This window comes from Bradyrhizobium sp. Leaf396 (assembly GCF_001424605.1).
Lineage (GTDB): Bacteria > Pseudomonadota > Alphaproteobacteria > Rhizobiales > Xanthobacteraceae > Bradyrhizobium > Bradyrhizobium japonicum_C.
Window position 1 is genome coordinate 267,755 of record NZ_LMQJ01000056.1, and the last position, 22,809, is coordinate 290,563.

General features: G+C 65.3%; 23 protein-coding genes and 1 tRNA gene. 13 read left to right on the forward strand and 11 right to left on the reverse strand.

What is annotated here, in order from left to right:
* Nucleotides 1-37: 37 nt before the first annotated feature.
* From ASG57_RS30875 to ASG57_RS30890, 4 genes are all read left to right on the forward strand, one after another.
* Nucleotides 38-125 (forward strand) — tRNA-Ser (locus ASG57_RS30875).
* Nucleotides 126-270: 145 nt separating this feature from the next.
* Nucleotides 271-1,170, forward strand: coding sequence for a DDE-type integrase/transposase/recombinase (locus tag ASG57_RS30880; RefSeq protein ID WP_200948594.1), 900 nt, complete (start codon nucleotides 271-273; stop codon nucleotides 1,168-1,170).
* Between the two features lie 189 nt (nucleotides 1,171-1,359).
* Nucleotides 1,360-1,605, forward strand: coding sequence for a PilZ domain-containing protein (locus ASG57_RS30885; RefSeq protein WP_028145870.1), 246 nt, complete (start codon nucleotides 1,360-1,362; stop codon nucleotides 1,603-1,605).
* 79 nt (nucleotides 1,606-1,684) lie between these two features.
* Nucleotides 1,685-2,458: a tetratricopeptide repeat protein gene (locus tag ASG57_RS30890; RefSeq protein WP_057198790.1), complete on the forward strand. Its 774-nt coding sequence runs from the start codon at nucleotides 1,685-1,687 to the stop codon at nucleotides 2,456-2,458.
* 21 nt (nucleotides 2,459-2,479) lie between these two features.
* On the opposite strand, the gene ASG57_RS30895 is transcribed toward ASG57_RS30890, so the two are convergent.
* From ASG57_RS30895 to rsmI, 7 genes are all read right to left on the reverse strand, one after another.
* The gene (locus ASG57_RS30895) at nucleotides 2,480-3,766 is read right to left on the reverse strand and encodes a CpaE/TadZ family protein (protein ID WP_057198791.1); all 1,287 of its coding nucleotides are present in this window, start codon (nucleotides 3,764-3,766) and stop codon (nucleotides 2,480-2,482) included.
* Nucleotides 3,763-4,494 (reverse strand): CpaD family pilus assembly protein, encoded by a 732-nt coding sequence (locus tag ASG57_RS30900; protein ID WP_024338667.1) that lies wholly within the window; start codon nucleotides 4,492-4,494, stop codon nucleotides 3,763-3,765. Before ASG57_RS30900 ends, ASG57_RS30895 begins: the two co-directional genes overlap by 4 nt.
* A gap of 49 nt (nucleotides 4,495-4,543) precedes the next feature.
* Complete coding sequence (locus ASG57_RS30905) at nucleotides 4,544-6,061, reverse strand: type II and III secretion system protein family protein (protein ID WP_057198792.1); 1,518 nt, start codon at nucleotides 6,059-6,061, stop codon at nucleotides 4,544-4,546.
* 10 nt (nucleotides 6,062-6,071) lie between these two features.
* Nucleotides 6,072-6,887: a Flp pilus assembly protein CpaB gene (gene cpaB, locus ASG57_RS30910; protein WP_024338665.1), complete on the reverse strand. Its 816-nt coding sequence runs from the start codon at nucleotides 6,885-6,887 to the stop codon at nucleotides 6,072-6,074.
* A gap of 282 nt (nucleotides 6,888-7,169) precedes the next feature.
* Nucleotides 7,170-8,114 (reverse strand): glutathione synthase, encoded by a 945-nt coding sequence (gene gshB / locus ASG57_RS30915; protein WP_024338664.1) that lies wholly within the window; start codon nucleotides 8,112-8,114, stop codon nucleotides 7,170-7,172.
* A 10-nt stretch (nucleotides 8,115-8,124) separates the two neighbouring features.
* The gene (locus tag ASG57_RS30920) at nucleotides 8,125-8,526 is read right to left on the reverse strand and encodes a YraN family protein (RefSeq protein WP_024338663.1); all 402 of its coding nucleotides are present in this window, start codon (nucleotides 8,524-8,526) and stop codon (nucleotides 8,125-8,127) included.
* On the reverse strand, nucleotides 8,513-9,463 hold the full coding sequence (rsmI, locus tag ASG57_RS30925; protein ID WP_024338662.1) for a 16S rRNA (cytidine(1402)-2'-O)-methyltransferase: 951 nt from the start codon (nucleotides 9,461-9,463) through the stop codon (nucleotides 8,513-8,515). The genes ASG57_RS30920 and rsmI overlap by 14 nt, the downstream gene beginning before the upstream one ends.
* Before the next feature lie 334 nt (nucleotides 9,464-9,797).
* Here rsmI and ASG57_RS30935 point away from each other — a divergent pair, with 334 nt between their 5' ends.
* Nucleotides 9,798-11,030: a penicillin-binding protein activator gene (locus ASG57_RS30935; protein ID WP_057198794.1), complete on the forward strand. Its 1,233-nt coding sequence runs from the start codon at nucleotides 9,798-9,800 to the stop codon at nucleotides 11,028-11,030.
* 53 nt (nucleotides 11,031-11,083) lie between these two features.
* Here the strand turns inward: ASG57_RS30935 and hemW are convergent, their stop codons facing one another.
* From hemW to rph, 3 genes are read right to left on the reverse strand one after another with little or no spacing between them, the layout of a single operon-like run.
* Nucleotides 11,084-12,268: a radical SAM family heme chaperone HemW gene (hemW, locus tag ASG57_RS30940; RefSeq protein ID WP_057198795.1), complete on the reverse strand. Its 1,185-nt coding sequence runs from the start codon at nucleotides 12,266-12,268 to the stop codon at nucleotides 11,084-11,086.
* 16 nt (nucleotides 12,269-12,284) lie between these two features.
* Complete coding sequence (gene rdgB / locus ASG57_RS30945) at nucleotides 12,285-12,920, reverse strand: RdgB/HAM1 family non-canonical purine NTP pyrophosphatase (RefSeq protein ID WP_057198796.1); 636 nt, start codon at nucleotides 12,918-12,920, stop codon at nucleotides 12,285-12,287.
* Nucleotides 12,921-12,930: 10 nt separating this feature from the next.
* Nucleotides 12,931-13,644, reverse strand: coding sequence for a ribonuclease PH (gene rph / locus ASG57_RS30950; RefSeq protein ID WP_057198797.1), 714 nt, complete (start codon nucleotides 13,642-13,644; stop codon nucleotides 12,931-12,933).
* 160 nt (nucleotides 13,645-13,804) lie between these two features.
* Between rph and hrcA the strand changes: the two genes are divergently transcribed.
* The gene (hrcA, locus tag ASG57_RS30955) at nucleotides 13,805-14,893 is read left to right on the forward strand and encodes a heat-inducible transcriptional repressor HrcA (protein WP_024338657.1); all 1,089 of its coding nucleotides are present in this window, start codon (nucleotides 13,805-13,807) and stop codon (nucleotides 14,891-14,893) included.
* Nucleotides 14,894-14,986: 93 nt separating this feature from the next.
* A complete protein-coding gene (gene grpE / locus ASG57_RS30960) occupies nucleotides 14,987-15,604 on the forward strand; it encodes a nucleotide exchange factor GrpE (protein ID WP_024338656.1) in 618 nt (205 codons plus the stop codon).
* 87 nt (nucleotides 15,605-15,691) lie between these two features.
* Here grpE and ASG57_RS30965 read toward each other — a convergent pair whose 3' ends face one another.
* On the reverse strand, nucleotides 15,692-16,633 hold the full coding sequence (locus tag ASG57_RS30965; RefSeq protein ID WP_024338655.1) for a hypothetical protein: 942 nt from the start codon (nucleotides 16,631-16,633) through the stop codon (nucleotides 15,692-15,694).
* A 393-nt stretch (nucleotides 16,634-17,026) separates the two neighbouring features.
* Between ASG57_RS30965 and dnaK the strand changes: the two genes are divergently transcribed.
* The 6 genes from dnaK to ASG57_RS30995 all read left to right on the forward strand — a co-directional run bounded on the left by dnaK (nucleotide 17,027) and on the right by ASG57_RS30995 (nucleotide 22,687).
* A complete protein-coding gene (dnaK, locus tag ASG57_RS30970) occupies nucleotides 17,027-18,928 on the forward strand; it encodes a molecular chaperone DnaK (RefSeq protein ID WP_024338654.1) in 1,902 nt (633 codons plus the stop codon).
* A gap of 243 nt (nucleotides 18,929-19,171) precedes the next feature.
* On the forward strand, nucleotides 19,172-20,308 hold the full coding sequence (dnaJ, locus tag ASG57_RS30975; RefSeq protein ID WP_024338653.1) for a molecular chaperone DnaJ: 1,137 nt from the start codon (nucleotides 19,172-19,174) through the stop codon (nucleotides 20,306-20,308).
* An 88-nt stretch (nucleotides 20,309-20,396) separates the two neighbouring features.
* On the forward strand, nucleotides 20,397-20,996 hold the full coding sequence (locus ASG57_RS30980; RefSeq protein ID WP_024338652.1) for a class I SAM-dependent methyltransferase: 600 nt from the start codon (nucleotides 20,397-20,399) through the stop codon (nucleotides 20,994-20,996).
* A 57-nt stretch (nucleotides 20,997-21,053) separates the two neighbouring features.
* The gene (locus ASG57_RS30985; protein WP_024338651.1) at nucleotides 21,054-21,632 is read left to right on the forward strand and encodes an NADPH-dependent FMN reductase; all 579 of its coding nucleotides are present in this window, start codon (nucleotides 21,054-21,056) and stop codon (nucleotides 21,630-21,632) included.
* Nucleotides 21,633-21,638: 6 nt separating this feature from the next.
* Nucleotides 21,639-22,349, forward strand: coding sequence for an orotidine-5'-phosphate decarboxylase (gene pyrF, locus ASG57_RS30990; protein WP_057198798.1), 711 nt, complete (start codon nucleotides 21,639-21,641; stop codon nucleotides 22,347-22,349).
* A gap of 26 nt (nucleotides 22,350-22,375) precedes the next feature.
* A complete protein-coding gene (locus ASG57_RS30995; protein WP_057198799.1) occupies nucleotides 22,376-22,687 on the forward strand; it encodes a DUF1330 domain-containing protein in 312 nt (103 codons plus the stop codon).
* Nucleotides 22,688-22,809: the final 122 nt, after the last annotated feature.

Consider the following 22,809-nt stretch of genomic DNA (forward strand, 5'->3'; position numbering starts at 1 on the left):
TGCGGTGGGGAAACCCGCCGCAAGTTCGTCTGCGTGCGCCCCGGTAGCTCAGTGGAGCCGTGAAAAGCCTAGAGAGCGCCGAGCTGCTAACTCGGAGGACGTTGGTTCGAGTCCAACCCGGGGCACGCGTGGATGACTATGGGGTAGTTTTACGCCCATCGCAACTAAAAAACCCTACGAATCCAAAAGGTTACAAGGATTTAGTAGTCAAGGGAATCCAAACTGAACTAAATGCTTGACATCTGTAGGGGTTCTGTTCATATGCAGTCCATGAACAGACTCCCTACAGAGAAGCGCGCCCAAATCCTCCAGATGCTCTGCGAGGGTTCTTCTATGCGCTCCATCTCTCGGGTCACGGACGTTTCCCTGAACACGGTCACGAAGCTCTTGGTCGATGCCGGCAGCGCTTGCGCCGCCTTCCATGACGCCACCGTTCGCAACGTGAAGTCCGAGCGCATCCAATGCGACGAAATCTGGAGCTTCGCCTATGCCAAGGCGAAGAACGTCGCGAGCGCCAAGGCCGCTCCGATCGGCTCCGGCGATGTGTGGACGTGGACGGCTATTGATGCCGACTCCAAGCTGATCCTGACTTGGCTTGTCGGTGATCGCGACGCGAGCGCCGCCAACGCCTTCATTGCCGACCTTAAGCCCCGCCTCGCGAACCGCGTGCAGCTCACTACGGACGGCCACAAGGCCTACCTCCACGCGGTCAGCCAGGAATTCGGCCCGGATGGCGTGGACTACGGAATGCTCGTGAAGCTGTACGGCAGCGATCCGCAGCCGCAGAAGCGCTACAGCCCGGCGAAGCTGATCGGCATCGATAAGGATTTGATCCTTGGTTCGCCCGACGTGGCGCACATTTCCACGTCTTACGTGGAGCGCCAGAACCTCACCATGCGCATGTCAATGCGCCGCTTCACTCGCCTCACGAACGCCTTTTCGAAAAAGGTGGAGAACCACTATCACGCGCTCTCGCTCTACTTCGTGTGGTATAATTTCGTGAAGGCGCACAAATCACTTAAGGGCGCTACGCCCGCGATGGCTGCCGGTCTCGTTTCAGACCGCATGACCATGACGGACATCGTTCAACTGATCGACTTGCGCGAAGGCCCGCCGAAGAAGCGCGGCCCCTACAAGAAGCGGGATCAAGCCGCAGAAATTTCAAACTGAGGCACGACCCCCGCCTCGCAAGAACAATACGGGAACAATTCGCCGTAGCCATGCAAGTCCTAACCAATCGTAAACGTGTTGCGGAGACTACGTTTCGAATGCGGGCTTCCGTCCTCAGCACATTCCAACGAATGTCCGCTACTGCTGAGGGTGCGGGATGGGCCGTGGTCTAACAAGTGAAGTAGCAACATGCTGGTAAATCGCCGGAGAAGCGAACGTCGGGTGTGCAGCCGGCTCGCCAAGATCCATTTTGGCGCGGGCTCGCTGCCGCGGGATTGCACGATCACGGATATTTCGGATGGCGGCGTGAAAGTGGTGGCGGAATTCCTGGAAGTGCCGCCGCAGTTCACCATCATCTTCGCGCCCGACTATTCCCGCCAATGCCGCCTGCGCTGGCGCATCGGCTGCGAGTTCGGCGCCGAGTTCGTCGATTAAGGTCTTGAGGACCGCCTCTTTAACGAGGCTTTAGCGTTAATCGGTCAGCATCTCTGATCAGTCGCCGAGTGATCAGAGTATGTCCAAGCGTCCGTCCCCCGCCCTTGCTTCGGCGAGATTCCTGCTTCCTGCGTTCTTGGTCCTTGTCCTCGGCGGCTGCCAGACCAATGGCATAGAGGATGTGACCGGCGCGCTCGGCGCCAAATCGGAAACGGCCGCCAGGTCCGACGCCAAGCCGGAGCTGGACGCGTTGCGCGAGCGCTATCGTGCCAAGCCGAGCGATCCCGGCGTCGCGCTCGCCTATGGCAAGGCGCTGCGCGACACCGGCCAGCGCGCGCAGGCCGTCGCGGTGCTGGAGCAGGCCGTGCTTGCCCATCCCAACAACAAGGCGCTGCTCGCCGGCTATGGCCGCGCGCTCGCCGACAGCGGCAACTTCCAGCGGGCCTTCGACGTGCTCGGCCGTGCGCATGCGCCTGAGGATCCGGACTGGCGAATCCTGTCGGCGCAGGGCGCAGCGCTCGATCAGCTCGGCCGCAACGAGGAGGCGCAGCAATATTACGCCGCGGCGTTGAAGATCGTGCCGGACGAGCCGACCGTGCTGTCCAATCTCGGCCTATCCTATATGCTGCAAAACAATCTGGCGAAGGCCGAACAGGTGCTCGGCCGCGCCTATCAGCGCAATCAGAGCGATGTGCGGGTCCGCGCCAATCTCGCGCTCGTGCTGGGATTGCAGGGCCGCGAGGCCGAGGCCGAAATCCTCGTGAAAGCCGATCTGCCGCCGGACCAGGCAGCGGCCAAGGTCACCGCGCTGCGGCAGCTGCTGGCCAAGAAGCAGCAGCGGGCGGACAGGTAATCCGCGTTTTTTGGTGTGCGCTTACGACGCCTTGCGATGTGGCGCTGATCCACGCCCCGGCCTGCCTTTCAGCTTTTTCAGCAGCGGCTCGAGCAGCGAGCGCTTCGGCTTCTTCACCTCGCCGCGGCCGGCGAGACGGTTCGCCATGTTCTGGAACAGAAGAGTGGTGCGATGGTTCTTGGCGACCTCCGCGATCATCTGGCCGTTGTTGGCTGCGGTCGAGAACAGTTTCGAGTCGAACGGGATCACCGCGATCGGCTGGCTCTCCATGGTCTTGGCGAACGCCTTGACCTCGATCTCCGCGCGCTTGGGCATGCCGACCTGGTTGAGGCAGTACAGCGGCGGCCGGTCGTTGGGGCGCGCTGCCTTCAGCACGCTCAGCATGTTCTTGGTGTTGCGCAGGTTCGCGAGGTCGGGCTCGGCCACGATCACGATGTCGTCGGCGTTGACCAGCGCGCGCCGTGTCCAGCCGGACCATTGATGGGGAACGTCGAGCACGATGCAGGGCGTGGTCATGCGCAGCGTGTCGAACACCGCGTCAAAAGCCTCGGCGCCGAAATCGTAGACCCGGTCGAGCGTGGCGGGCGCTGCCAGGAGGCTGAGACGATCGGTGCATTTGGCGAGCAGCCGCTCCATCAGCGCGGTATCCGGCCGGTCCTGCGACAGCACCGCGTTGGCGATGCCCTGCACCGGATCCTGGTTGTAGTCGAGGCCGGCGGTGCCGAAGGCGAGGTCGAGGTCGATCACGACTGAATCGAGCGAAAGGTCTCGGGCGATGGTCCAGGCCACATTATGCGCGACGGTGGACGCACCGACACCACCCTTGGCGCCGACCACCGCGATCACACGGCCGGTGATGATGGCCTCGGAGGCCGAGAACAGGCTGCAGATCGAGCGGACGACATCGAGGGTCTCGACCGGTCCGACCACGTAATCGTTGACGCCGCGGCGTACCAGCTCGCGATAGGGCGCGGTGTCGTTGGGGTTGCCGATCACCACCACGCGCGTGCCGGGATCGCAGACGCCGGCGAGGTCGTCGAGCCCCTCGAGGATGTCGCGCGTGCCGTCGGATTCGATGACGATCACGTTCGGGGTCGGCATCGATTCATAGACCTCGATCGCCGCGGCGAGGCCGCCCTCCTTCGCGGTGAGGTGGGCCTTGGCAAGCCGGCGATCCTGACCCGCCGCGGTCACCGCAGCGAGCGTCTGCTCGGTCTCGCAAAAGGCTTGCACCGAAATACGGGGAACCGGTGCGATATGTTCCTCGGGGTGCCGCGGATCGTCCGCGTCGTCGTGGATGCCTGTCATTTGCCGGTATCGCTGAGTTTGGCCTTGTCGGCGTCGGGTGAGGGCGTCGCGATCGGCGTGCCCTTGCGGTAGCGCTCGAAGGCGATGTTGCGCCGTGCGGTATAGGCGGGCGTCTCGCCGCGCGGCTGCTCGAGGTCGGCCGGATTGTCGATCATCGCTGCGAGATTGCGCTGGCTGGCGCAGCCCAGGTTGAAATAGGGCCGGTTCTCGTTATAGCCGGGGTCGAGGATGTTGGGGCCGATGTCTTCAGGCCAGAGCCCGCAGGGGCCCGCGACTGCCTTGATCTTCGAATAGCTCAAGCGGATGGTGGGCAGCAGCCCGGGGTCCTCGGGGCGATACGGATGCTGGACGACGGCACGCGATGGCACGCCCGCGGACGTGAGCACGGACCGGATCTCCTGAAAGGTCGCGGCCGCCGCGCGCGAATTGGCGGTGTCGACGGGAACGTCGACGACGATCGAGCCGGTGCCTTCGTGCAACCATTCCCGGGCAATGCCGGCGACGTCCGAATGCTGTGCGGCCGAGAGGCCGCCCCTCGCCTTGCCGACGAAGATCACGATCGACTTCTTGCCTTCCTGCACCGCGATCGGGTGGCGCTGGCGATAGTCGGTCGGAACCGTCTGGGTGACGATCTCCGTGGTGTTGCAGGCGCCGAGCATGACGGACAGGGCCGTCAATGCCAGCGCGATCCGTCGGTTGCGACGTCGATCGGCTGATGTTGTCATCATCGCCTGGTCCCCTCTTGCCCCGTTCCTACCGGTCCCCAAACCGTTCGTTTCAGTCGATGATGAAGCCGAAATCATCGGGCGCGCCGTTGATCGGATCGACGCGGCGCGCGACGCCATAGAGGCGGTTCATGCGGCCGAGCAGCGCCGTCTGCGCATCCGATGCCGGTGCGAAGCCGTCGTCGGGACGCGACAATTCCTTCTGGGCGACCGCGCGCACCACATAGGGCGTCACGATCACCATCAGCTCGGTCTCGTTGTTGACGAAGTCCCGGCTGCGGAACAGCGCGCCGATGATCGGCACCTGGTCGATGCCGGGCAGGCCGTTGATCGCCTGCTTGGTCTGCTGCTGGATCAGGCCGGCCATTGCCATCGAGCCGCCCGAGGGAATTTCCAGCGTCGTCTCGGCGCGGCGCGTCTGAATCGAAGGGATGGTGATCGAGTTGCTCGATGTCGCGGACACCGCCTGCGTCAACGTGATCGAGTTCGTATTCGACAGCTCCGAGACCTCGGTCATCACGCGCAGGCTGATGCGGCCCTCGCTGAGCACGACCGGGGTGAAGTTGAGCGAGATGCCGAACTTCTTGTAGCTGATCTGGGTGGTACAGACGTGGGTGACCGGGTCGCAGGAATAGCCTGCGGGAATCGGGAATTCGCCGCCGGCGATGAAGGTTGCGGATTCGCCCGAGATCGCGGTGAGGCTCGGTTCGGCCAGCGTGCGCATGACACCGGCGCTTTCCATCGCCCGCATCGTGGCACTGACCGTGGCGACGCCCTTGGAAACGCCGGCGAGGCCGAGGCCATTGCTGCCGACGATCGGCCCGCCAGCGACAGAGAACGGGTTGGAATTGTTGAAATTCACCACCGCCGTGCCGGCGTTGAGGCTGGCGCTGAGATCGACGCCCAGCTGCTTGACGATATCGCGGCGGACTTCGCCGACCACGACCTTGAGCATGACCTGGTCGCGGCCGCGCACGACGATGTTGTTGACGACCTTGTCCGAGCCGCCGACGAGCTTTGCAGCGACGTCGCCGGCCTGCTGGGCCTCGACCGGGCTCGACACCGAGCCGGTCAGCATCACGCTGTCGCCGACGCCTTCGATCTGCACGCCTGGCAGGGACTGGCGCAGCGCCGTGCGCATGCCGTTGAGATCGCGCTTCACAGCGATGTCGTAGGAGGCGACCTGCTGCCCGTCGGCAGTGAAGAACACCACGTTGGTCTGGCCGACCTGGCCGCCGATGATGTAGGCGCGCTGGGCCGAGCGAATCACCGCGTTGGCGATCTTGGGATCGGCCACCAGCACGTCCTTGACCTCGCGCGGCAGGTCGATGACGACGGATTTGCCGACGCCGAGCGACAGGAAGCGCGTCCTCGCCGGGGCGACGGTCGCGACCGGCGACAGGCCAAGGTCCGACGCCTGCATCGGCGCCTGGTCGCCGACCGGCGCATCCGCGGCTCTGACGACATCGGAAGCCGCGAGCAGCCCCAGCATCAACACCGTCCCCGCCAGGAACGAGCGCGCGCGCTTCCCCCGAATGCGCATGCCCGACCTTTCACCCCCGTAGTTCATGCTGTCCCCATCACTTCTGTGACGTCAGTTGCCGTGCCTGCACGCCGTAGCGGATCACGTTCACGCCGCCCGTTCGCCTGATCGCCTGATCCTCGGGCGTGCCGTCGACCGCGTTGGCATCGACGATGCTGCGCAGCGCGAGCGTCAGCGTCCCGCCCTGGCGTGCGGCCGAGAGCGTGGCGACCTGGTCGGGCCGGAGCTCGAGCGTGACGGTCTTGCCGACCACGGCGTTCTGGCCGTCCTTTTCCTTCGGCGCCTGGTCGATCGCGAGCACGCGGATATTGGTGAGGATGACCTCGGACAAAACGAGGTCGTTGCCGCCGGTCGGACCGTTATCGCCATCCGGATTCTTCAGGCGGCGGGTCAGCACGATGTCGACGCGGTCATTCGGAAGGATGAAGCCGCCTGCGCCGGTTTCGGCGGAAATCTCGGTGGAAACGGCGCGCATTCCGGACGGCAGAATTGCGGCCATGAAGCCGGAGCCCTCGGCCCTGACCAGCTTCTGCTCGCGGATCGGCTCGCCCTGCATCAGAGGCACGCGTGCGATCGAGCCGGCGATCTGGGTCTGCGCTTCGGGCCTGCTGTCGCGGCGGATGAAGGCGCTGCTCGCGGTCGCGGCCGGCCAGGCCTGCCATTGCAGGTCGTCGGGCTTGACGGCTTGGCCAAGCTGGATGTCGTTCTTCGCGACGAGGACCTCGACCGTCGGCAGCTTCTCGGCGACGGACAGGACAGGCGCGGGCGCGTTCTGGTAGCCGCTCGCCAGATACGCAGCGACGCCGCCGGCGCCCAGCGCAATGACGAGAACGACAATGCGTGCGGTATTCATACTCTTCTACTCTTACGCGGGGTACTCGAACCGCACCTGGCGTGTTCCCCCGTGTCGATGAGTAGGGAGTAAAAGTATAAGGGGTGTTGCGAGGCGGAACGCGCGCGTCAGTCGCGATGCCGGATTTCGGCAGATGGTGAACGCGGCGTTATTCGACCGGCGCGCGGCTCCGTAGTTTCACGCAGTTTGACACGCGCGTCCGCGCGAGGCGCGGGGGCACCATGGTGAACGGGTGGTTAGCGCGCACCGCGAGGTCGCCGCGCGCATCCGGGCCGCAAGAAGCTACTTCTTACGCTTGTGCTCGATCACGTCCCAGATCTTCGCTGCGACGTCGGGGCCGCCGAGCCGCGCGATGGCGCGGATGCCCGTCGGTGAGGTCACGTTGATCTCGGTGAGGTTGCCGTTGATGACGTCGATGCCGACGAACAACAGGCCGCGCTGGCGCAGCGCCGGGCCGAGCGTCGCACAGATCTCGCGTTCGCGCGGCGTAAGCTCGGTCTCCTGTGCCGCCCCACCGCGTACCATGTTGGAGCGCAGGTCGTCAGTGGCCGGCACGCGGTTCACCGCGCCGGCGAACTCGCCGTCGACCAGGATGATGCGCTTGTCCCCGTGCTTCACCTCCGGGATGAATTGCTGGATCACCCAGGGCTCCTTGAAAGTGACCGAGAACATGTCGAACAGCGAGCCGAAATTCATGTCCTGCGGCATCACGCGGAACACCGCCGCGCCGCCATGTCCGTGCAGCGGCTTCATCACGACGGCACCGTGCCTGTCGCGAAACGCATTGATCTCGTCGAGGTCGCGCGAGATCAGCGTCGGCGGCATCAGCTGCGGAAAATTCATCACGAACAGCTTCTCCGGCGCGTTGCGCACCGAGGCGGGATCGTTGACCACCAGCGTCTTCGGATGGATGCGCTCCAGGAAATGCGTCGAGGTGATGTAGGCGAGGTCGAACGGCGGGTCCTGGCGCAGCAGCACCACGTCGAAGCCGTTCAGCGCTTCGCGCCTGGGCTCTCCGAGAGTGAAGTGATTGCCGGGCTCGTCGCGCACGGTCAGGAGCTGAACCGGTGCGACCAGTTCATCGCCGACCATCGAGAGCTTGTCGGGCGTGTAATAGGACAGGCCATGGCCGCGCTTTTGCGCCTCCAGAAGCAGCGCAAAGGTGGAATCGCCCTTGATGTTGATGCGGGCAATGGGGTCCATCTGGACGGCGACGTTGAGCTTCATGGTCTGCCTTTCAGGTCGAGGCGTCGAATGCCGCCAACACATGGCGCGGAAGCGAGCGCGGCGCAATCAGCATGGCGTCGAATCGCAATTCGAATTCGGCATGCTCGGGATGCGCCACGAGCCAGCCTTGCGCGGCGTCGATGATGCGCTGCTGCTGGCGGGGCGTCACGGCGAACGCGGCGTCGTCCAGGCTCGCCCGCGCCTTGACCTCGACGAAGGCGATCAAATTGCGTCGGCGCGCCACGATGTCGATCTCGCCATGCGGGGTGCGGTAGCGCTTGGCGAGGATGCGGTAGCCCTTGGCCATCAGATAGGCCGCGGCGCGGCTCTCGGCGGAGATGCCGGTGCGAAACGCGGCGACGCGCTCGGGCGAGGCGACCTTTGGTTCCCGGGGGTTCTCAGTCTTCGCCATCGCCGCCTCGCAGATCCTTCGCGAGCTCGAGCGCGCGGGCATAGACCTCGCGGCGCGGCCGCCCCGAGAGCGCCACCGCGTGCGCCACGGCGTCCTTCACGGTGTGAGCGGCAAGCTGCTCGCGCAAGAGATCGTCGAGTGCGTCCGATGCCAGCACCTCGGCGTCGGCTGCAGGCGGGCCGATCACCAGGACGAATTCGCCGCGCGTCTCAGGCGCGTCGGCCTGCCGCGCGAATTCGGCCAGAGGCGCACGCCTGACCTCTTCGTGCAATTTCGTCAGCTCGCGGCAGACTGCGGCTTCCCGCTCGCCCATGATCTCGGCGAGGTCGGTCAGGGTGGCCTGCATCCGATTGCCCGATTCGAACATCACCAGCGTGGCGTCGATACGTGCAAGCTCGGCCAGGCGAGCGCGGCGCGCGGCGGATTTCGCCGGCAAGAAGCCCTCGAAGAAAAAGCGATCGGTCGGCAGCGCGGCGACCGACAGGGCTGCCAGCACCGAGGACGGGCCGGGCAGCGCATGCACCGCATGGCCGGCGGCGCAGACCTCGCGCACCAGCTTGAAACCGGGATCGGAAATTAGTGGCGTGCCCGCGTCGGAGACCAGCGCGACCGAGCCGCCAGCCGCGAGCGCTTCCAGAATCTTTGGTCGCGCGGCTTCGGCGTTGTGCTCGTGATATTGCTTGAGCTGGGCCGCAATGGCGTAGCGCTCCGTCAGGCGCCGCGTGATGCGGGTGTCCTCGCAGAAGATGACATCGACGCCGGCGAGCGTCTGCAGCGCGCGCAGCGTGATGTCGCCGAGATTGCCGATGGGGGTTGCGACCAGGTGGAGGCCCGGTGCGGCCTTCGACGCCGTGAGCCGATGGGCATCGATGGAGAAACCGCGCGGGGCGGCGTCCTGAGCTTCTGACGTATTTATCGGAGCCGGGTTTGCGCGCATAATGGGTCAACTTAGGCATGATGCGCAGGGCTGGGAACCGGCTGGCTGAAAAAGATGGTGCCGAGGTGGGGCGGATAACGGACGGGAATGTGATCGATCAAGATCACGCGGGGCGGGAATGGGGACCTTCGCGCCATATTCACGACGGAAACGCCGCCTTGATGCTGAACGAAGACGGCGAGCAGTTGCCGGGACGGGGAGGCTTCCGCGTTAAGCGGTTATTATCCTTTTGTTTCGGTTAACTATTCGCCGACTATATGCCTGAATCCGCGGCCTGTGTCGCGGAAGGAATGTCATGAGCGGCTGGCGACGGCCGGTCAGAAGAGAAGCTGCCATGGTGGGCCCGCGTCATCCAAAGTCTCCCGTTCCGGGGTTCCGCTCGTCGGGAGCGACCCGGCGGAGTGCGCTCGGCCTGTTGCTCGGCGCGCCCGTGCTGTCGGCCTGCGCCGGCGTGCAGCAAAGCCTCAGCCAATTCTCCAATCCGTTCTCGAGTTCCGCGCCGCCGGCCCAGCCGGCGGGTCCGCAGCAACAGGCCACGACCGCCGGCACCGGCGGCGTGAAGGTCGGCCTGATCCTGCCGCTCTCGGCGGCCGGCAATGCCGGCCTCGCCGCGCAATCCATGCGCAACGCCGCCGAGATGGCTCTGGCCGAGTTCCAGAATCCGAACATCCAGCTCCTGATCAAGGACGACAATGGCAGCCCCCAAGGCGCGCAAGCCGGTGCGCAGCAGGCGGTCGACGAAGGCGCCGAGATCATCCTGGGGCCGCTGTTTGCACAGTCCGTGCCGGCCGTGGCGCAGGTCGCGCGCACGCGCGGCATTTCCGTCATCGCCTTCTCGACCGATTCCAGCATCGCCGGACGCGGTGTCTATCTCCTGAGCTTCCTGCCGGAGTCCGACGTCAACCGCATCATCGAATATTCCGCCAGCATCGGAAAGCGATCCGTCGCCGTGCTGGTGCCCGACAATGCCTATGGCAATGTCGTCGAGGCCGCGGTGAAGGCGGCGGTGCCGCGGCGCGGCGGGCGCATCGTCGCGTTCGAGAGATATGGCGCCGACCGCGCCAACCCGGCGCGCACCGTGGCGCAGCAGCTTGGCAGCGCGGATGCGCTGTTCATCGCCGACGACGGCGATGCCGTCGTGACGGTGGCGGATGCCATGACGGCGGCAGGCGCAAACCTGCGCAACATCCAGCTGCTCGGTACCGGGCTGTGGGACAATCCGCGCGTCTATGCGAGCCCGGCGCTTCAGGGCGGCCTCTACGCCGCGCCCGACCCGGCCGGCTTCCGCGCCTTCTCGGGCCGCTACCGTACCAAATACGGCGCAGAGCCGATCCGCACCGCGACGCTCGCCTATGATGCGGTCGCTCTCGTCGCCGCGCTCGCGCGCACGCAAGGCACCACGCGCTTCTCGTCCGACGTGCTCACCAATCCTTCCGGCTTCGCCGGCATCGACGGCCTGTTCCGCTTCCGCGCCGACGGCACGAACGAGCGCGGGCTCGCGGTGATGAAGGTGACGCAAGGTGGCGGTGTTGCGGTCGCGGGCTCACCGAAGAGCTTTGGGGCGTGATGGTTTACCTCTCCCGCAAGCGGGCGAGGGAGCGCTGATTTAGGCGCTCAGGCTTACGCCGCCAGATCCGCGACCACCGCATCCAGCACCGGGAATCCGCTGCTGGTCACGCGCAGGCGGCCCGTCGGGTCCACCGTGATCGCGCCTTCCTCGCGCAGCAGCGCGATGCGCTTGGGGTCGAGCGGGCGACCCGAAAGGGCCTTGTAGCGCTCGGGGTCGATGCCTTCAGCGAGGCGCAACCCCATCAGCAGGAATTCGTCGGCGCGCTCCTCGCTGTTGAGCAGCTCGTCGGTGACGATGCCATGGCCACCGGTCTCGACCCGCATCAGCCAGGCTTCGGGGCGCTTCTCGGTGGCGATGGCGTGCCGCACGCCCTCGATGTCGAGGCGGCCGTGCGCGCCGGGGCCGATGCCGGCATATTCCTCGCCGCGCCAGTAGACCAGATTGTGCCGGCACTCGGCGCCTCGGCGGGCGTGGTTGGAGATCTCGTAGGCTGGCAGACCGAGCTTGTCGCAGGTCTCCTGCGTGACGTCGTAGAGCGCGCGCGCGACCGCCTCGTCCGGCGTCTTCAATTTACCGGCCTTGTGCAGGCCGAAGAACGGCGTGCCTTCCTCGATCGTCAATTGGTAGAGCGACAGGTGCTCGGCCGCTTCATCGATCGCAAGACGCAGCTCGTCGGCCCACATCGCCGGCGTCTGGTCGGGGCGGGCGTAGATCAGGTCGAACGAATAGCGGTCGAACGAGCGGCGCGCGATGGCGACGGCATCCAGCGCCTCTCGCGCGCTGTGCATGCGACCCAGCGCCTTCAGCGAGGCATCGTCGAGTGCCTGGACGCCGAGCGACACGCGATTGACGCCGGCGCTGCGATAGCCTGCGAAGCGCGTGGCCTCGACGCTGGTCGGGTTCGCCTCCAGCGTCACTTCGACGTCGCTGGCGACGGTCCAGTGCTTGCCGATCGCGTCGAGCACCGCGCCGACCGTTGCAGGCTGCATCAAGGACGGCGTGCCGCCGCCGAGGAAGATCGAGGTGACTTGGCGGCCGGGCGCACGCTCGGCGGTCGTTGCGATCTCGCGAGCAAAAGCGGAGGCGAACCTCGCCTCGTCGATCGCGGCGTGGCGGACATGGCTGTTGAAGTCGCAATAGGGGCACTTCGACAGGCAGAACGGCCAGTGCACGTAGACGCCGAAGGCCTCGGATCCTTGTTTCGACGCGTTTTCCTGGCGCGAACCGGTATCCACTTCGCTCGAAAACGCTCTAGCGCGGCTCAAGGCAGATCTCCGCCAGTTTGACGAAGGCGCGGGCGCGGTGCGAAAGGCCGAGACCGAGCGGCGGCAGGCCGTGCTTTTCGATTCTGGTCATCTCGCCAAAGGTGCGCGTGTGACCATCGGGCAGAAACATCGGGTCATAACCAAATCCGGCATTTCCGCGCGGCGGCCAGATCAGCGTTCCGTCGACGCGGGCCTCGACCTCTTCGAGATGGTCGTCGGGCCAGGCGACGCAGAGCGCGGAAACGAAGTGCGCCGTGCGCTTGTCCGGCGTGGTGGCGCCGCGCTCCTGCAACAGGCGCTCGATCTGCGCCATCGCCGCGTTGAAATCCTTGGAGGGGCCGGCCCAGCGCGCGCTGTAGATTCCGGGCGCGCCGTCGAGCGCGTCGACGACGATGCCGGAATCATCGGCGAAGGCGGGAAGCTTGGTTGCCTGCGCCGCCGCGATCGCCTTGATCGCGGCGTTGCTGCGGAAATCGTTGCCGGTCTCTTCGGGCTCGGTCAGGCCGAGCTCGCCGGCCGATACCGCCGCGATACCGTACGGCGCAAGCAGCTCCTTCATCTCGGCGAGCTTGCCGGGATTGTGGGTCGCGATGACGAGCTTGTCCGTGATTCGGCGGTGCATGGCCTATTGACTACGCCACAGCCAGTTTCTGCAAGTCCACCAGACGCGCGACGCCCTTGCGGGCCAGCGCCATGAGCGCCAGGAGCTCGGCTTCCGTGAACGGTTCGCGTTCCGCGGTACCCTGCACCTCGATGATGCGGCCATCGCCCGTCATCACGAAATTGGCGTCCGTCTCGGCTTCCGAATCCTCGGCATAGTCGAGATCGAGCACCGGCGTGCCGTTGTAGATGCCGCAGGAGATCGCGGCGACGTTGTCGCGCAGCACGTTGGCCTTGACCATGTTGCGCGCCTTCATCCAGTTGATGCAGTCGGCAAGCGCGACCCATGCGCCGGTGATCGAGGCCGTGCGGGTGCCGCCGTCGGCCTGAAGCACGTCGCAATCGACCGTGATCTGGCGCTCGCCGAGCGCTTCGAGATTGATGATGGTGCGAAGCGAGCGGCCGATCAGGCGCTGGATCTCGACCGTGCGGCCGCTTTGCTTGCCGGCGGAGGCCTCGCGGCGGGTGCGCTCCGAGGTCGCGCGCGGCAGCATGCCGTATTCGGCGGTGACCCAGCCGCGCCCCTGGCCTTTCAGCCACGGCGGCAGGCGGTCCTCCAGCGTGGCGGTGACCAGCACATGGGTGTCGCCGAACTTCACCAGGCAGGAACCTTCCGCATATTTGACCACGCCCCGCTCCAGCGTCACGGGGCGCAGTTCGTCGGGCGCACGGCGGCTTGGCCGCATGGGAATCCTCCAAAACTCGCGGGAAAGGCTGCTGGCGGTGCTTGTAGGTGCGGCAGGGATGGGCGGCAAGGCTTTTTCACCCCTGGAGGCCGCAAACGCCGCGCTTGTCAGAAGCGGTCCGGATGGACAAATTACGAGCACCTGAGAGGAGTTGCCGTCTGTGGCCCATCACGATCCGATCCATCTGATCGCGCCGCGCGCAGGCCTTGCCCAGCTCAACGAGCGTTCCCGCGACATCTTTCGTCAAATTGTCGAAAGCTATCTCGCGACCGGCGAGCCGGTGGGCTCGCGCAATATTTCCCGCCTGATCGCCATGCCGCTGTCGCCGGCCTCGGTCCGCAACGTCATGGCCGATCTGGAACAGCTCGGCCTGATCTATGCGCCCCACACCTCCGCCGGCCGGCTGCCGACGGAATTGGGGCTGCGCTTCTTCGTCGACGCCCTGATGCAGGTCGGCGACCTCAACGAGGCCGAGCGGCAGTCGATCCAGAGCCAGCTCTCCTCCGTCGGCGAGGCGCAGTCGGTCGAGGCGGCGCTGGACCAGGCCCTGATGCGGCTGTCGGGCCTGACCCGCGCCGCAGCCGTCGTGTTGACGCCAAAATCCAATGCGCGGCTGAAGCATATCGAGTTCGTCCGCCTGGAACCGGAGAAGGCGCTGGTGATCCTCGTCGGCGAGGACGGCCAGGTCGAAAACCGCGTGCTGACGCTGCCGCCCGGAGTTCCCTCCTCGGCACTCGCCGAGGCCGGCAATTTCCTCAATTCCCGCATCCGCGGCCGCACGCTGGCCGAGGCGCGGCTCGAGCTCGAGACTGCTCTCGGCGCTGCGCGCGCCGAGCTGGATCAGCTGACGCAAAAAGTGATCTCGGCCGGCATCGCCAGCTGGTCCGGCGGCGAGAACGAGGATCGCCAGCTCATCGTCCGCGGCCATGCCAATCTGCTCGAAGATCTGCACGCGCTGGAGGACCTGGAGCGGGTGCGCCTGCTGTTCGACGATCTCGAGACCAAGCGCGGCGTCATCGACCTGCTCGGCCGGGCCGAAACCGCTGAGGGTGTGCGCATCTTCATCGGCAGCGAGAACAAGCTGTTCTCGCTGTCGGGATCGTCCACCATCATCTCGCCCTATCGGGATGCCGCCGGCCACATCGTCGGCGTCCTCGGCGTGATTGGCCCGACGCGACTGAATTATGCCCGCGTGATCCCGACCGTGGACTACGCCGCACGGATCGTCAGCCGCCTTCTGGGGGGCTGACCGGCGTTTCCGCCGATCACGGGCGCTTGATTTTCGCGAGTTTAGGCACGATATCCGGGCCAACATCCCTGAAACAGTTCGAGATTAGAGCCGATGACCGAGCAAGACCGGCAACCTCAAGACACGACTGCAGCGACCGGCGAGCCCGTGGTGTCGAAACCCTACATCATGCCGGACGATCCCGAGCCCGGTTCGGTCGAGACGTTGCAGAAGGAAGCGGCTGAAGCGCGCGACCGCATGCTGCGGACGCTGGCCGAGATGGAAAATCTGCGCAAGCGCACCAGCAAGGAAGTCGCCGACGCCCGCCTCTACGGCATCACCGGCTTTGCCCGCGACGTGCTCGACATCGCCGACAATCTCCAGCGCGCGCTCGATGCCGTCCCGGCGGAGGCGCGCGCCAATGCCGATGCCGGCCTGAAGGGGCTGATCGAAGGCGTCGAGCTCACCGAGCGCTCGCTGCACAGCGCGCTCGAGAAGCACGGTGTCAAGAAACTCGATCCCCAGGGGCAGAAGTTCGATCCGAATTTCCATCAGGCGATGTTCGAAGTGCCTGATGCCTCGGTGCCGTCGGGCACCGTCGTGCAGATCATGCAGGCCGGCTACACGATCGGCGAGCGCGTGCTGCGCCCGGCGCTGGTCGGCGTTGCCAAGGGCGGCGCGAAGGCGGCGCCCGCGGCCAACAACAATGAGTCGAGCGGCGCGCCGAACTGAGTCTCGGATCCTCATGGTGAGGAGCCGCGGGGTTGCTCGGCGGCTCGCGCTATTTAGGCGACACCGAGGATTCGATGCCGCCTTGGCCTAGCCCTTCGGCTGAATCCCGTCGCGCACGGCGCGGAATCGGGTGAAGGCGGGCAGCCACTGCTCGCGCGGGGCGCTGGCGATGATGCGCAGCGAGGCGCCGCCGCTCGAGAAGCGGATCCACTGCACCACGGTCACGGGGATCTTGTCCTTGCCGCTGACGCCGTCGATCCGGGTCTCGAAGCCCTGCTGGCCGTTGATGCGGATCGGCTCGGACATGGTGATGCGCGATTCGCGCACGCCGGGAATCTGCAGTGCCGCCTCCTGCGCGAAGCGGGCGCGGTCGTCGGGCTGCTGCGGGGTCGCGCCGATCACGCCTAGAATCATGAACGGCTTCGACTCGTAACCGATGCTCTCATCGCCGTCGGCCAGGATGATGCTCGAGCCCGGCGCGAGCGTCCGGATATCCTTGAAGTCGGCCAGATCGGTGATCTTGAACGGCATCAGCGCGATCTGCTCTTCCGCCGAGACCTGCCTGCGGGTGACGGTGCTCGCGAACATCTGCCGCACCGCTTCATCCGTGTAGATCTTGGTCGCATTCTCCGGAATTTGCACCGCGACATAACCGGAGAACCCGGCGCCCGGCACGATCATCGAATAGCGCTTCACCGGAGTATCGCCGGCCTTACCACTCTCGGTGGTGAAATAGGCCAGGCCCGCGGGCGTTTCGATCTTGTCCTGCTTGACGCCATTGACGCCGGCGGGACCGGAGTTGAAGGCGCTCGCGACCTCGCCATAGGCCGCCGGCGGCAACTCGGTGATCAGCACTTTGACGCTGCCGTCCTCGCTCTCGAAGCCCGGAAAGCTCTTGGCCGTGCTGAGCCCGATCAACGGCACCATGCCGAGACGCAAGCCGGGCGGGAAGACGGCGTCGGCGGCGAAGGCCGGAAACGCTGTTGCGGCGAGGAGGGCGAGCGCGGCGAGGGGGCGGATCAGCTTCATGGGCACTCTGATTGGTTCACATTGAGGCCGTTCGATGGTCGGCTACCGGGCCGCTTTGTCGCGCGAAGCAGCTGCACCGGTTCTCCGGCCGGTCCGCCTTTTAGCGGGTTTGGCCTCGCCGCGACAGGGCGGGCCGGTTGCGGTAGCGGGGGCTTGCCGAAGGGCGAACCTGTTAATAATTCCTCACCCGCAAGGGCGGTGGAGCCCGGATATCATCTTCCAAAACCCGATGTTTTCGCGGCACAAACGTAGGTTCGGTCCTTGCGGGCCCCTACCCCCCTCCTATATGAGCCTCAATCATCGCAATATCGCGGATGTTTGATCTTAGGGGGTTTCGGTTCGGGTGCCTTCTGGGCCCAGCCAACCTGCCGCAAAAAGAAGGATATCAGGACCATGGGAAAGGTCATTGGGATCGACCTCGGCACCACGAATTCGTGCGTCGCCGTGATGGATGGCAAGAACGCCAAAGTCATCGAGAATTCCGAAGGCATGCGCACGACGCCGTCGATCGTCGCCGTCACCGATGACGGTGAGCGCCTCGTCGGCCAGCCGGCCAAGCGCCAGGCCGTCACCAATCCCGAGCGCACCTTCTTCGCCGTGAAGCGCCTCATCGGCCGCCGCTACGACGACCCGATGGTCGAGAAGGACAAGAAGCTCGTCCCGTACAAGATCGTGAAGGCTTCCAACGGCGATGCCTGGGTCGAGGCCGACGGCCAGACCTACTCGCCCTCGCAGGTCTCGGCGTTCATCCTGCAGAAGATGAAGGAGACCGCGGAGGCCCATCTCGGCCAGAAGGTCGACCAGGCCGTCATCACCGTTCCCGCCTACTTCAACGACGCCCAGCGCCAGGCGACGAAAGACGCCGGCAAGATCGCGGGCCTCGAAGTGCTGCGCATCATCAACGAGCCGACCGCGGCTGCGCTCGCCTATGGCCTGGACAAGACCAAGGCCGGCACGATCGCCGTCTATGACCTCGGCGGCGGCACCTTCGATATCTCCATCCTCGAGATCGGCGACGGCGTGTTCGAGGTGAAGTCGACCAACGGCGACACCTTCCTCGGCGGCGAAGATTTCGACATGCGCCTCGTGGGCTATCTCGCCGATGAATTCCAGAAGGAGCAGGGCATCAACCTGCGCAACGACAAGCTCGCCTTGCAGCGTCTGAAGGAAGCCGCTGAAAAGGCCAAGATCGAGCTGTCCTCGACGACGCAGACCGAGATCAACCTGCCCTTCATCACCGCGGACCAGACCGGCCCGAAGCATCTGACGATGAAGCTCACCCGCGCCAAGTTCGAGGCGCTGGTCGATGACCTCATCCAGAAGACCGTCGAGCCCTGCCGCAAAGCGCTGAAGGATGCCGGCGTCACCGCCGGTGAGATCGGCGAGGTCGTTCTGGTCGGCGGCATGTCGCGCATGCCGAAGGTCCAGGAGGTCGTGAAGCAGCTGTTCGGCAAGGAGCCGCACAAGGGTGTCAACCCGGACGAGGTCGTGGCGATCGGCGCTGCGATCCAGGCCGGCGTGCTCCAGGGCGACGTCAAGGACGTTCTGCTGCTCGACGTGACCCCGCTGTCGCTGGGCATCGAGACGCTGGGCGGCGTGTTCACCCGCATCATCGACCGCAACACCACGATCCCGACCAAGAAGAGCCAGGTGTTCTCGACGGCTGAAGACAATCAGAATGCCGTCACCATCCGCGTCTTCCAGGGCGAGCGTGAGATGGCGGCCGACAACAAGATGCTCGGCCAGTTCGATCTGATGGGCATTCCGCCGGCCCCGCGCGGCATGCCGCAGATCGAGGTGACCTTCGACATCGACGCCAACGGCATCGTCAACGTCTCGGCCAAGGACAAGGCCACGGGCAAGGAGCAGCAGATCCGCATCCAGGCCTCCGGTGGTCTGTCGGAAGCCGACATCGAGAAGATGGTCAAGGACGCCGAGGCCAATGCCGAGGCGGACAAGAAGCGCCGCGAGGCCGTGACCGCCAAGAACGAGGCCGATGGCCTGGTGCATTCGACCGAGAAGGCGCTTGCCGAGCACGGTTCGAAGGTCGCCGAGAGCGAGCGCCGCGCCATCGAGGACGCCGTCAGCGATCTCAAGGAAGCGCTGAAGGGCGACGACGCCGAGGCGATCAAGGCCAAGACCCAGACGCTGGCCCAGGCTTCGATGAAGCTCGGCGAGGCCATGTACAAGCAGCAGGCCGAAGCCGACGCCAAGAAGGATGCGGCCCAGGACGACGTCGTCGACGCGGAATTCACCGAAGTCGACGACGACAAGAACAACAAGAAGTCCGCTTAAGCCCCGAGAGGGTGATCATGCGGGCGGCTTGGACCCCACACGCGCTGTCGGCCTCCTCCCTCGCGGGGGAGGCCACCGTGTCGGGCTCGGGACGAGTGCCCGTTGCGACCGATCAATTCCCCATCGTAATGCTGGACGCCGCCATGCTGTCCTCTGCCGCAAGGCAGGAGGCTGCCCATATAGCCGCGTGGCGACGTCGTTTCGCTCCGACTTGAAATCGCGATTGGATAGACCGAGCTCAACATGTCCACGTCCACCAAGCGCTGCTATTACGAGACCCTGGAAGTCGAACGCGATGCCGATGAAGGCAAGCTGAAATCGTCGTTCCGCAAGCTGGCGATGAAATTCCATCCCGACCGCAATCCGGGGGATGAGACCAGCGAGGTCAAGTTCAAGGAAATCAACGAGGCCTACGAGGTCCTGAAGGACAAGGACAAGCGCGCCGCCTATGACCGCTACGGCCATGCCGCGTTCGAGCAGGGCGGCGGTTTTGGCGGCGCTGCAGGTTTCGGCGCGGGCTTCGCCTCCTCTTTCTCCGACATTTTCGAAGACCTGTTCGGCATGGCCGGACAGCGCGGCCGCGGCGGCCGCGAGCGCGGGGCCGACCTGCGCTACAACATGGAAATCACGCTCGAGGAAGCCTTTGGCGGCAAGACTGCGCAGATCGAGATTCCAGTCTCGGTCACCTGCGAGGCTTGTTCAGGCACCGGTGCCAAGGCCGGCACCAAGCCGAAGACTTGCTCGACCTGCGGCGGCGCGGGCCGCGTGCGGCAGTCGCAGGGCTTCTTCACGCTGGAGCGTACGTGTCCCGGTTGCCAGGGGCGCGGCCAGATGATCGAGGATGCCTGCCCGTCCTGCGCGGGCCAGGGGCGCGTCACGCGCGAGCGTACGCTGTCGGTCAACATTCCCCAGGGCGTCGAGGACGGCACGCGGATCAGGCTCGCCGGCGAGGGCGAGGCCGGCGTCCGCGGCGGACCGCCCGGCGATCTCTACATCTTCCTCTCGCTGGCCCAGCACCAGTTCTTCCAGCGCGACGGCGCCGATCTGCATTGTCGTGTGCCGATCTCGATGGTGACCGCCGCTCTCGGCGGCGAATTCGAGGTGCCGACGATCGAGAAGAGCAAGACCAAGGTCAAGGTGCCGCCAGGAACCCAATCGGGTCGCCGATTCCGCATCGCATCAAAGGGCATGCCGGTGCTGCGCTCGCGCCAGATGGGCGACATGTACGTTCAGGTCGTGGTCGAGACCCCGCAGAACCTCACCAAGAAGCAGCAGGAATTGCTGGCCGAATTCGAGAAACTCTCCTCCGGCAATACGCAGCCGGAATCCGAGGGCTTCTTCGCCAAGGTCAAGGATTTCTTCGGTAATCGGGCGAACTGACTCGTCTTGACCGTGCCGCCTTCGGCCTATACGTCTTTATGACCATTTTCTGACACGCCGCGGTCCCGCGGTCCCGTCCGGTCCCGACATGCCATTGCCATCGTCCGCGCGTGCGTTGAAGAAGCCTCGTCTTGATGACGAGGTGCGCTTTCTCAGGTCGTGGATCGAAAAGCCGCTGCACATGGGCGCAGTGATGCCGTCGGGCAAGCTGCTGGCGCGGACCATGGCTCACTACGTCGATGTCGACTCCGACGCACCGGTCGTCGAGCTCGGACCCGGTACCGGCGCCATCACCTCCGCGCTGATCGAGCGCGGCGTGGACCAGAAGCGTCTCGTCCTCGTCGAATACAATCCCGGCTTTTGCGCGCTGCTGCGCGACCGCTACCCGCAGGCCAAGGTTGTGCAGGGCGACGCCTACCGCCTGCGCGACACGCTCTGGAACGTCTTGAGTGCGCCGGCTGGCGCGGTCGTTTCGGGCCTGCCGCTGGTCACAAAGCCGATGCTGACGCGGTTGCGGCTCATCCGCGACGCCTTCGCGGCGCTTGCGCCCGGTGCGCCGTTCATCCAATTTACTTATGCGGTGGTGCCGCCCATCCCGAAATCGCTGCCCGGCGTGTCCACAGAGGCGTCGGAACGGATCTGGATGAACCTTCCGCCCGCCCGCGTCTGGGTGTATCGCAAGGACTAATTCCGCCGGCGGCCTTCCTTGCGCGGCGTGCTCGTTTCGCCGAACGCGTGGGATTGGATGTCGGCTCCCAAGATCCTGATCATTCCCGGCTCGCTGCGCACCGGCTCGCACAATGCGAAGCTTGCAGCGGTTGCCGCCTATGAATTCGCTCAGGCCGGCGTCGACGTCACCCGCATTTCGCTCGCCGATTTTCCGCTGCCGATCTATGACGGCGATCTTCAAGCCAAATCCGGCGTGCCCAAGCACGCCATCAATCTCAAGCGCATGATCGGCGCCCATCATGGGGTGCTGTTCGTCACGCCGGAATACAACGCCTCGGTGCCGCCGCTACTCAAGAATGCGATCGACTGGGTCAGCCGCGTGCACGAGCTGCACGAGGCGCGCGGCGAGGTGTTCCGCAACCGCGTCTTCGCGCTCGCCGGCGCGTCACAGAGCCGGCTTGGAGCAGCCCGCGCGCTCCAGGCCTTGCGGCTGATCCTCTCCTCCTGCCAAGCCAACGTGATTGCCAGCCAGCTCACGCTCGCCTTTGCCGACCAGGCCTATGACGATATGGACAGGCTGAAGAACGAGAACGATATCGCCGCGCTGAAGGAGCTTGTGCGACAATTGATCGACGTTTCCCAACGCATGATGTGAGGTGACATGAGGCCAGCCGAGATCGTCCCCAAGGACCGCCTGATCGTTGCGCTCGATCTGCCGAGCGTTGATGCCGCGGAGGCGATGATCGCGAAGCTCGGCGACAGCGTCTCGTTCTACAAGATCGGCTATCAGCTCGCTTATGCCGGCGGCCTGCCGCTGATCGGCAAGCTCGCCAACAGGGGCAAGAAGGTGTTTGCCGATCTCAAGATGCACGACATCGGCAATACGGTGACGCGCGGCGTGGAGAGCGTGGCCAAGCTGGGCGCCACCTTCGTCACCGTGCACGCCTATCCGCAGACCATGAAGGGCGCCGTCGAAGGCCGCGGCGGCGCCGCCCTGAAGATCCTCGCCGTCACGGTGCTGACGTCCTACAACGACGACGATTTGCATGCGGCCGGCTATCGGCTCAGCGTGTCGGAGCTGGTCGAGGCACGCGCGCAGCAGGCTCAGGTGCTCGGCGTCGACGGCCTGGTGTCCTCGCCAGAGGAGGTCGGGAGCCTGCGCAAGATCGTCGGTCACCAGATGAGCCTCGTCACCCCCGGCATTCGTCCGGCCGGCGCAGCCAGCGGCGACCAGAAGCGCATCATGACACCGGGCCGTGCGATCACTGCGGGGGCGGATTATCTCGTCGTCGGGCGCCCGGTGGTGGAAGCGGCGGACCCAAAGGCGGCCGCTGAAGCTATCCAAGAAGAGATCGCCGAGGCGCTCGGCTAACCGCCAACACAACAGGGAGAACAACGATGGCAAAGGGCTACTGGATCGGGCGTGTCGACGTGAGCAATGACGAAGGCTACAAGCCCTACGCGGTCGCCAACGGTCCGATCTTCAAGAAATGGGGCGGCCGTTTCGTTGTCCGCGCCGGCAAGTTCACCACCGTCGAAGGCGCCAGCCGCACCCGTAACGTCGTGATCGAATTCCCGGACTACGAGACCGCGCTGGCCTGCTACAACTCGCCGGAATACCAGGCCAACATCAAGGTGCGCCAGCCGCACTCGGTCGCCGACCTCATCATCATCGAGGGCTATGACGGCCCGCAGCCGCAGGACGGCTGAGGTATCCTGTCATTCCGGGATGGTCCGAAGGACCAGACTACAGGTGCGCATCGCGCACCGGGGACTCTCCAGATTTCGGGTTCGATGCTGCGCATCGCCCCGGAATGACCATTTGCGTTTGA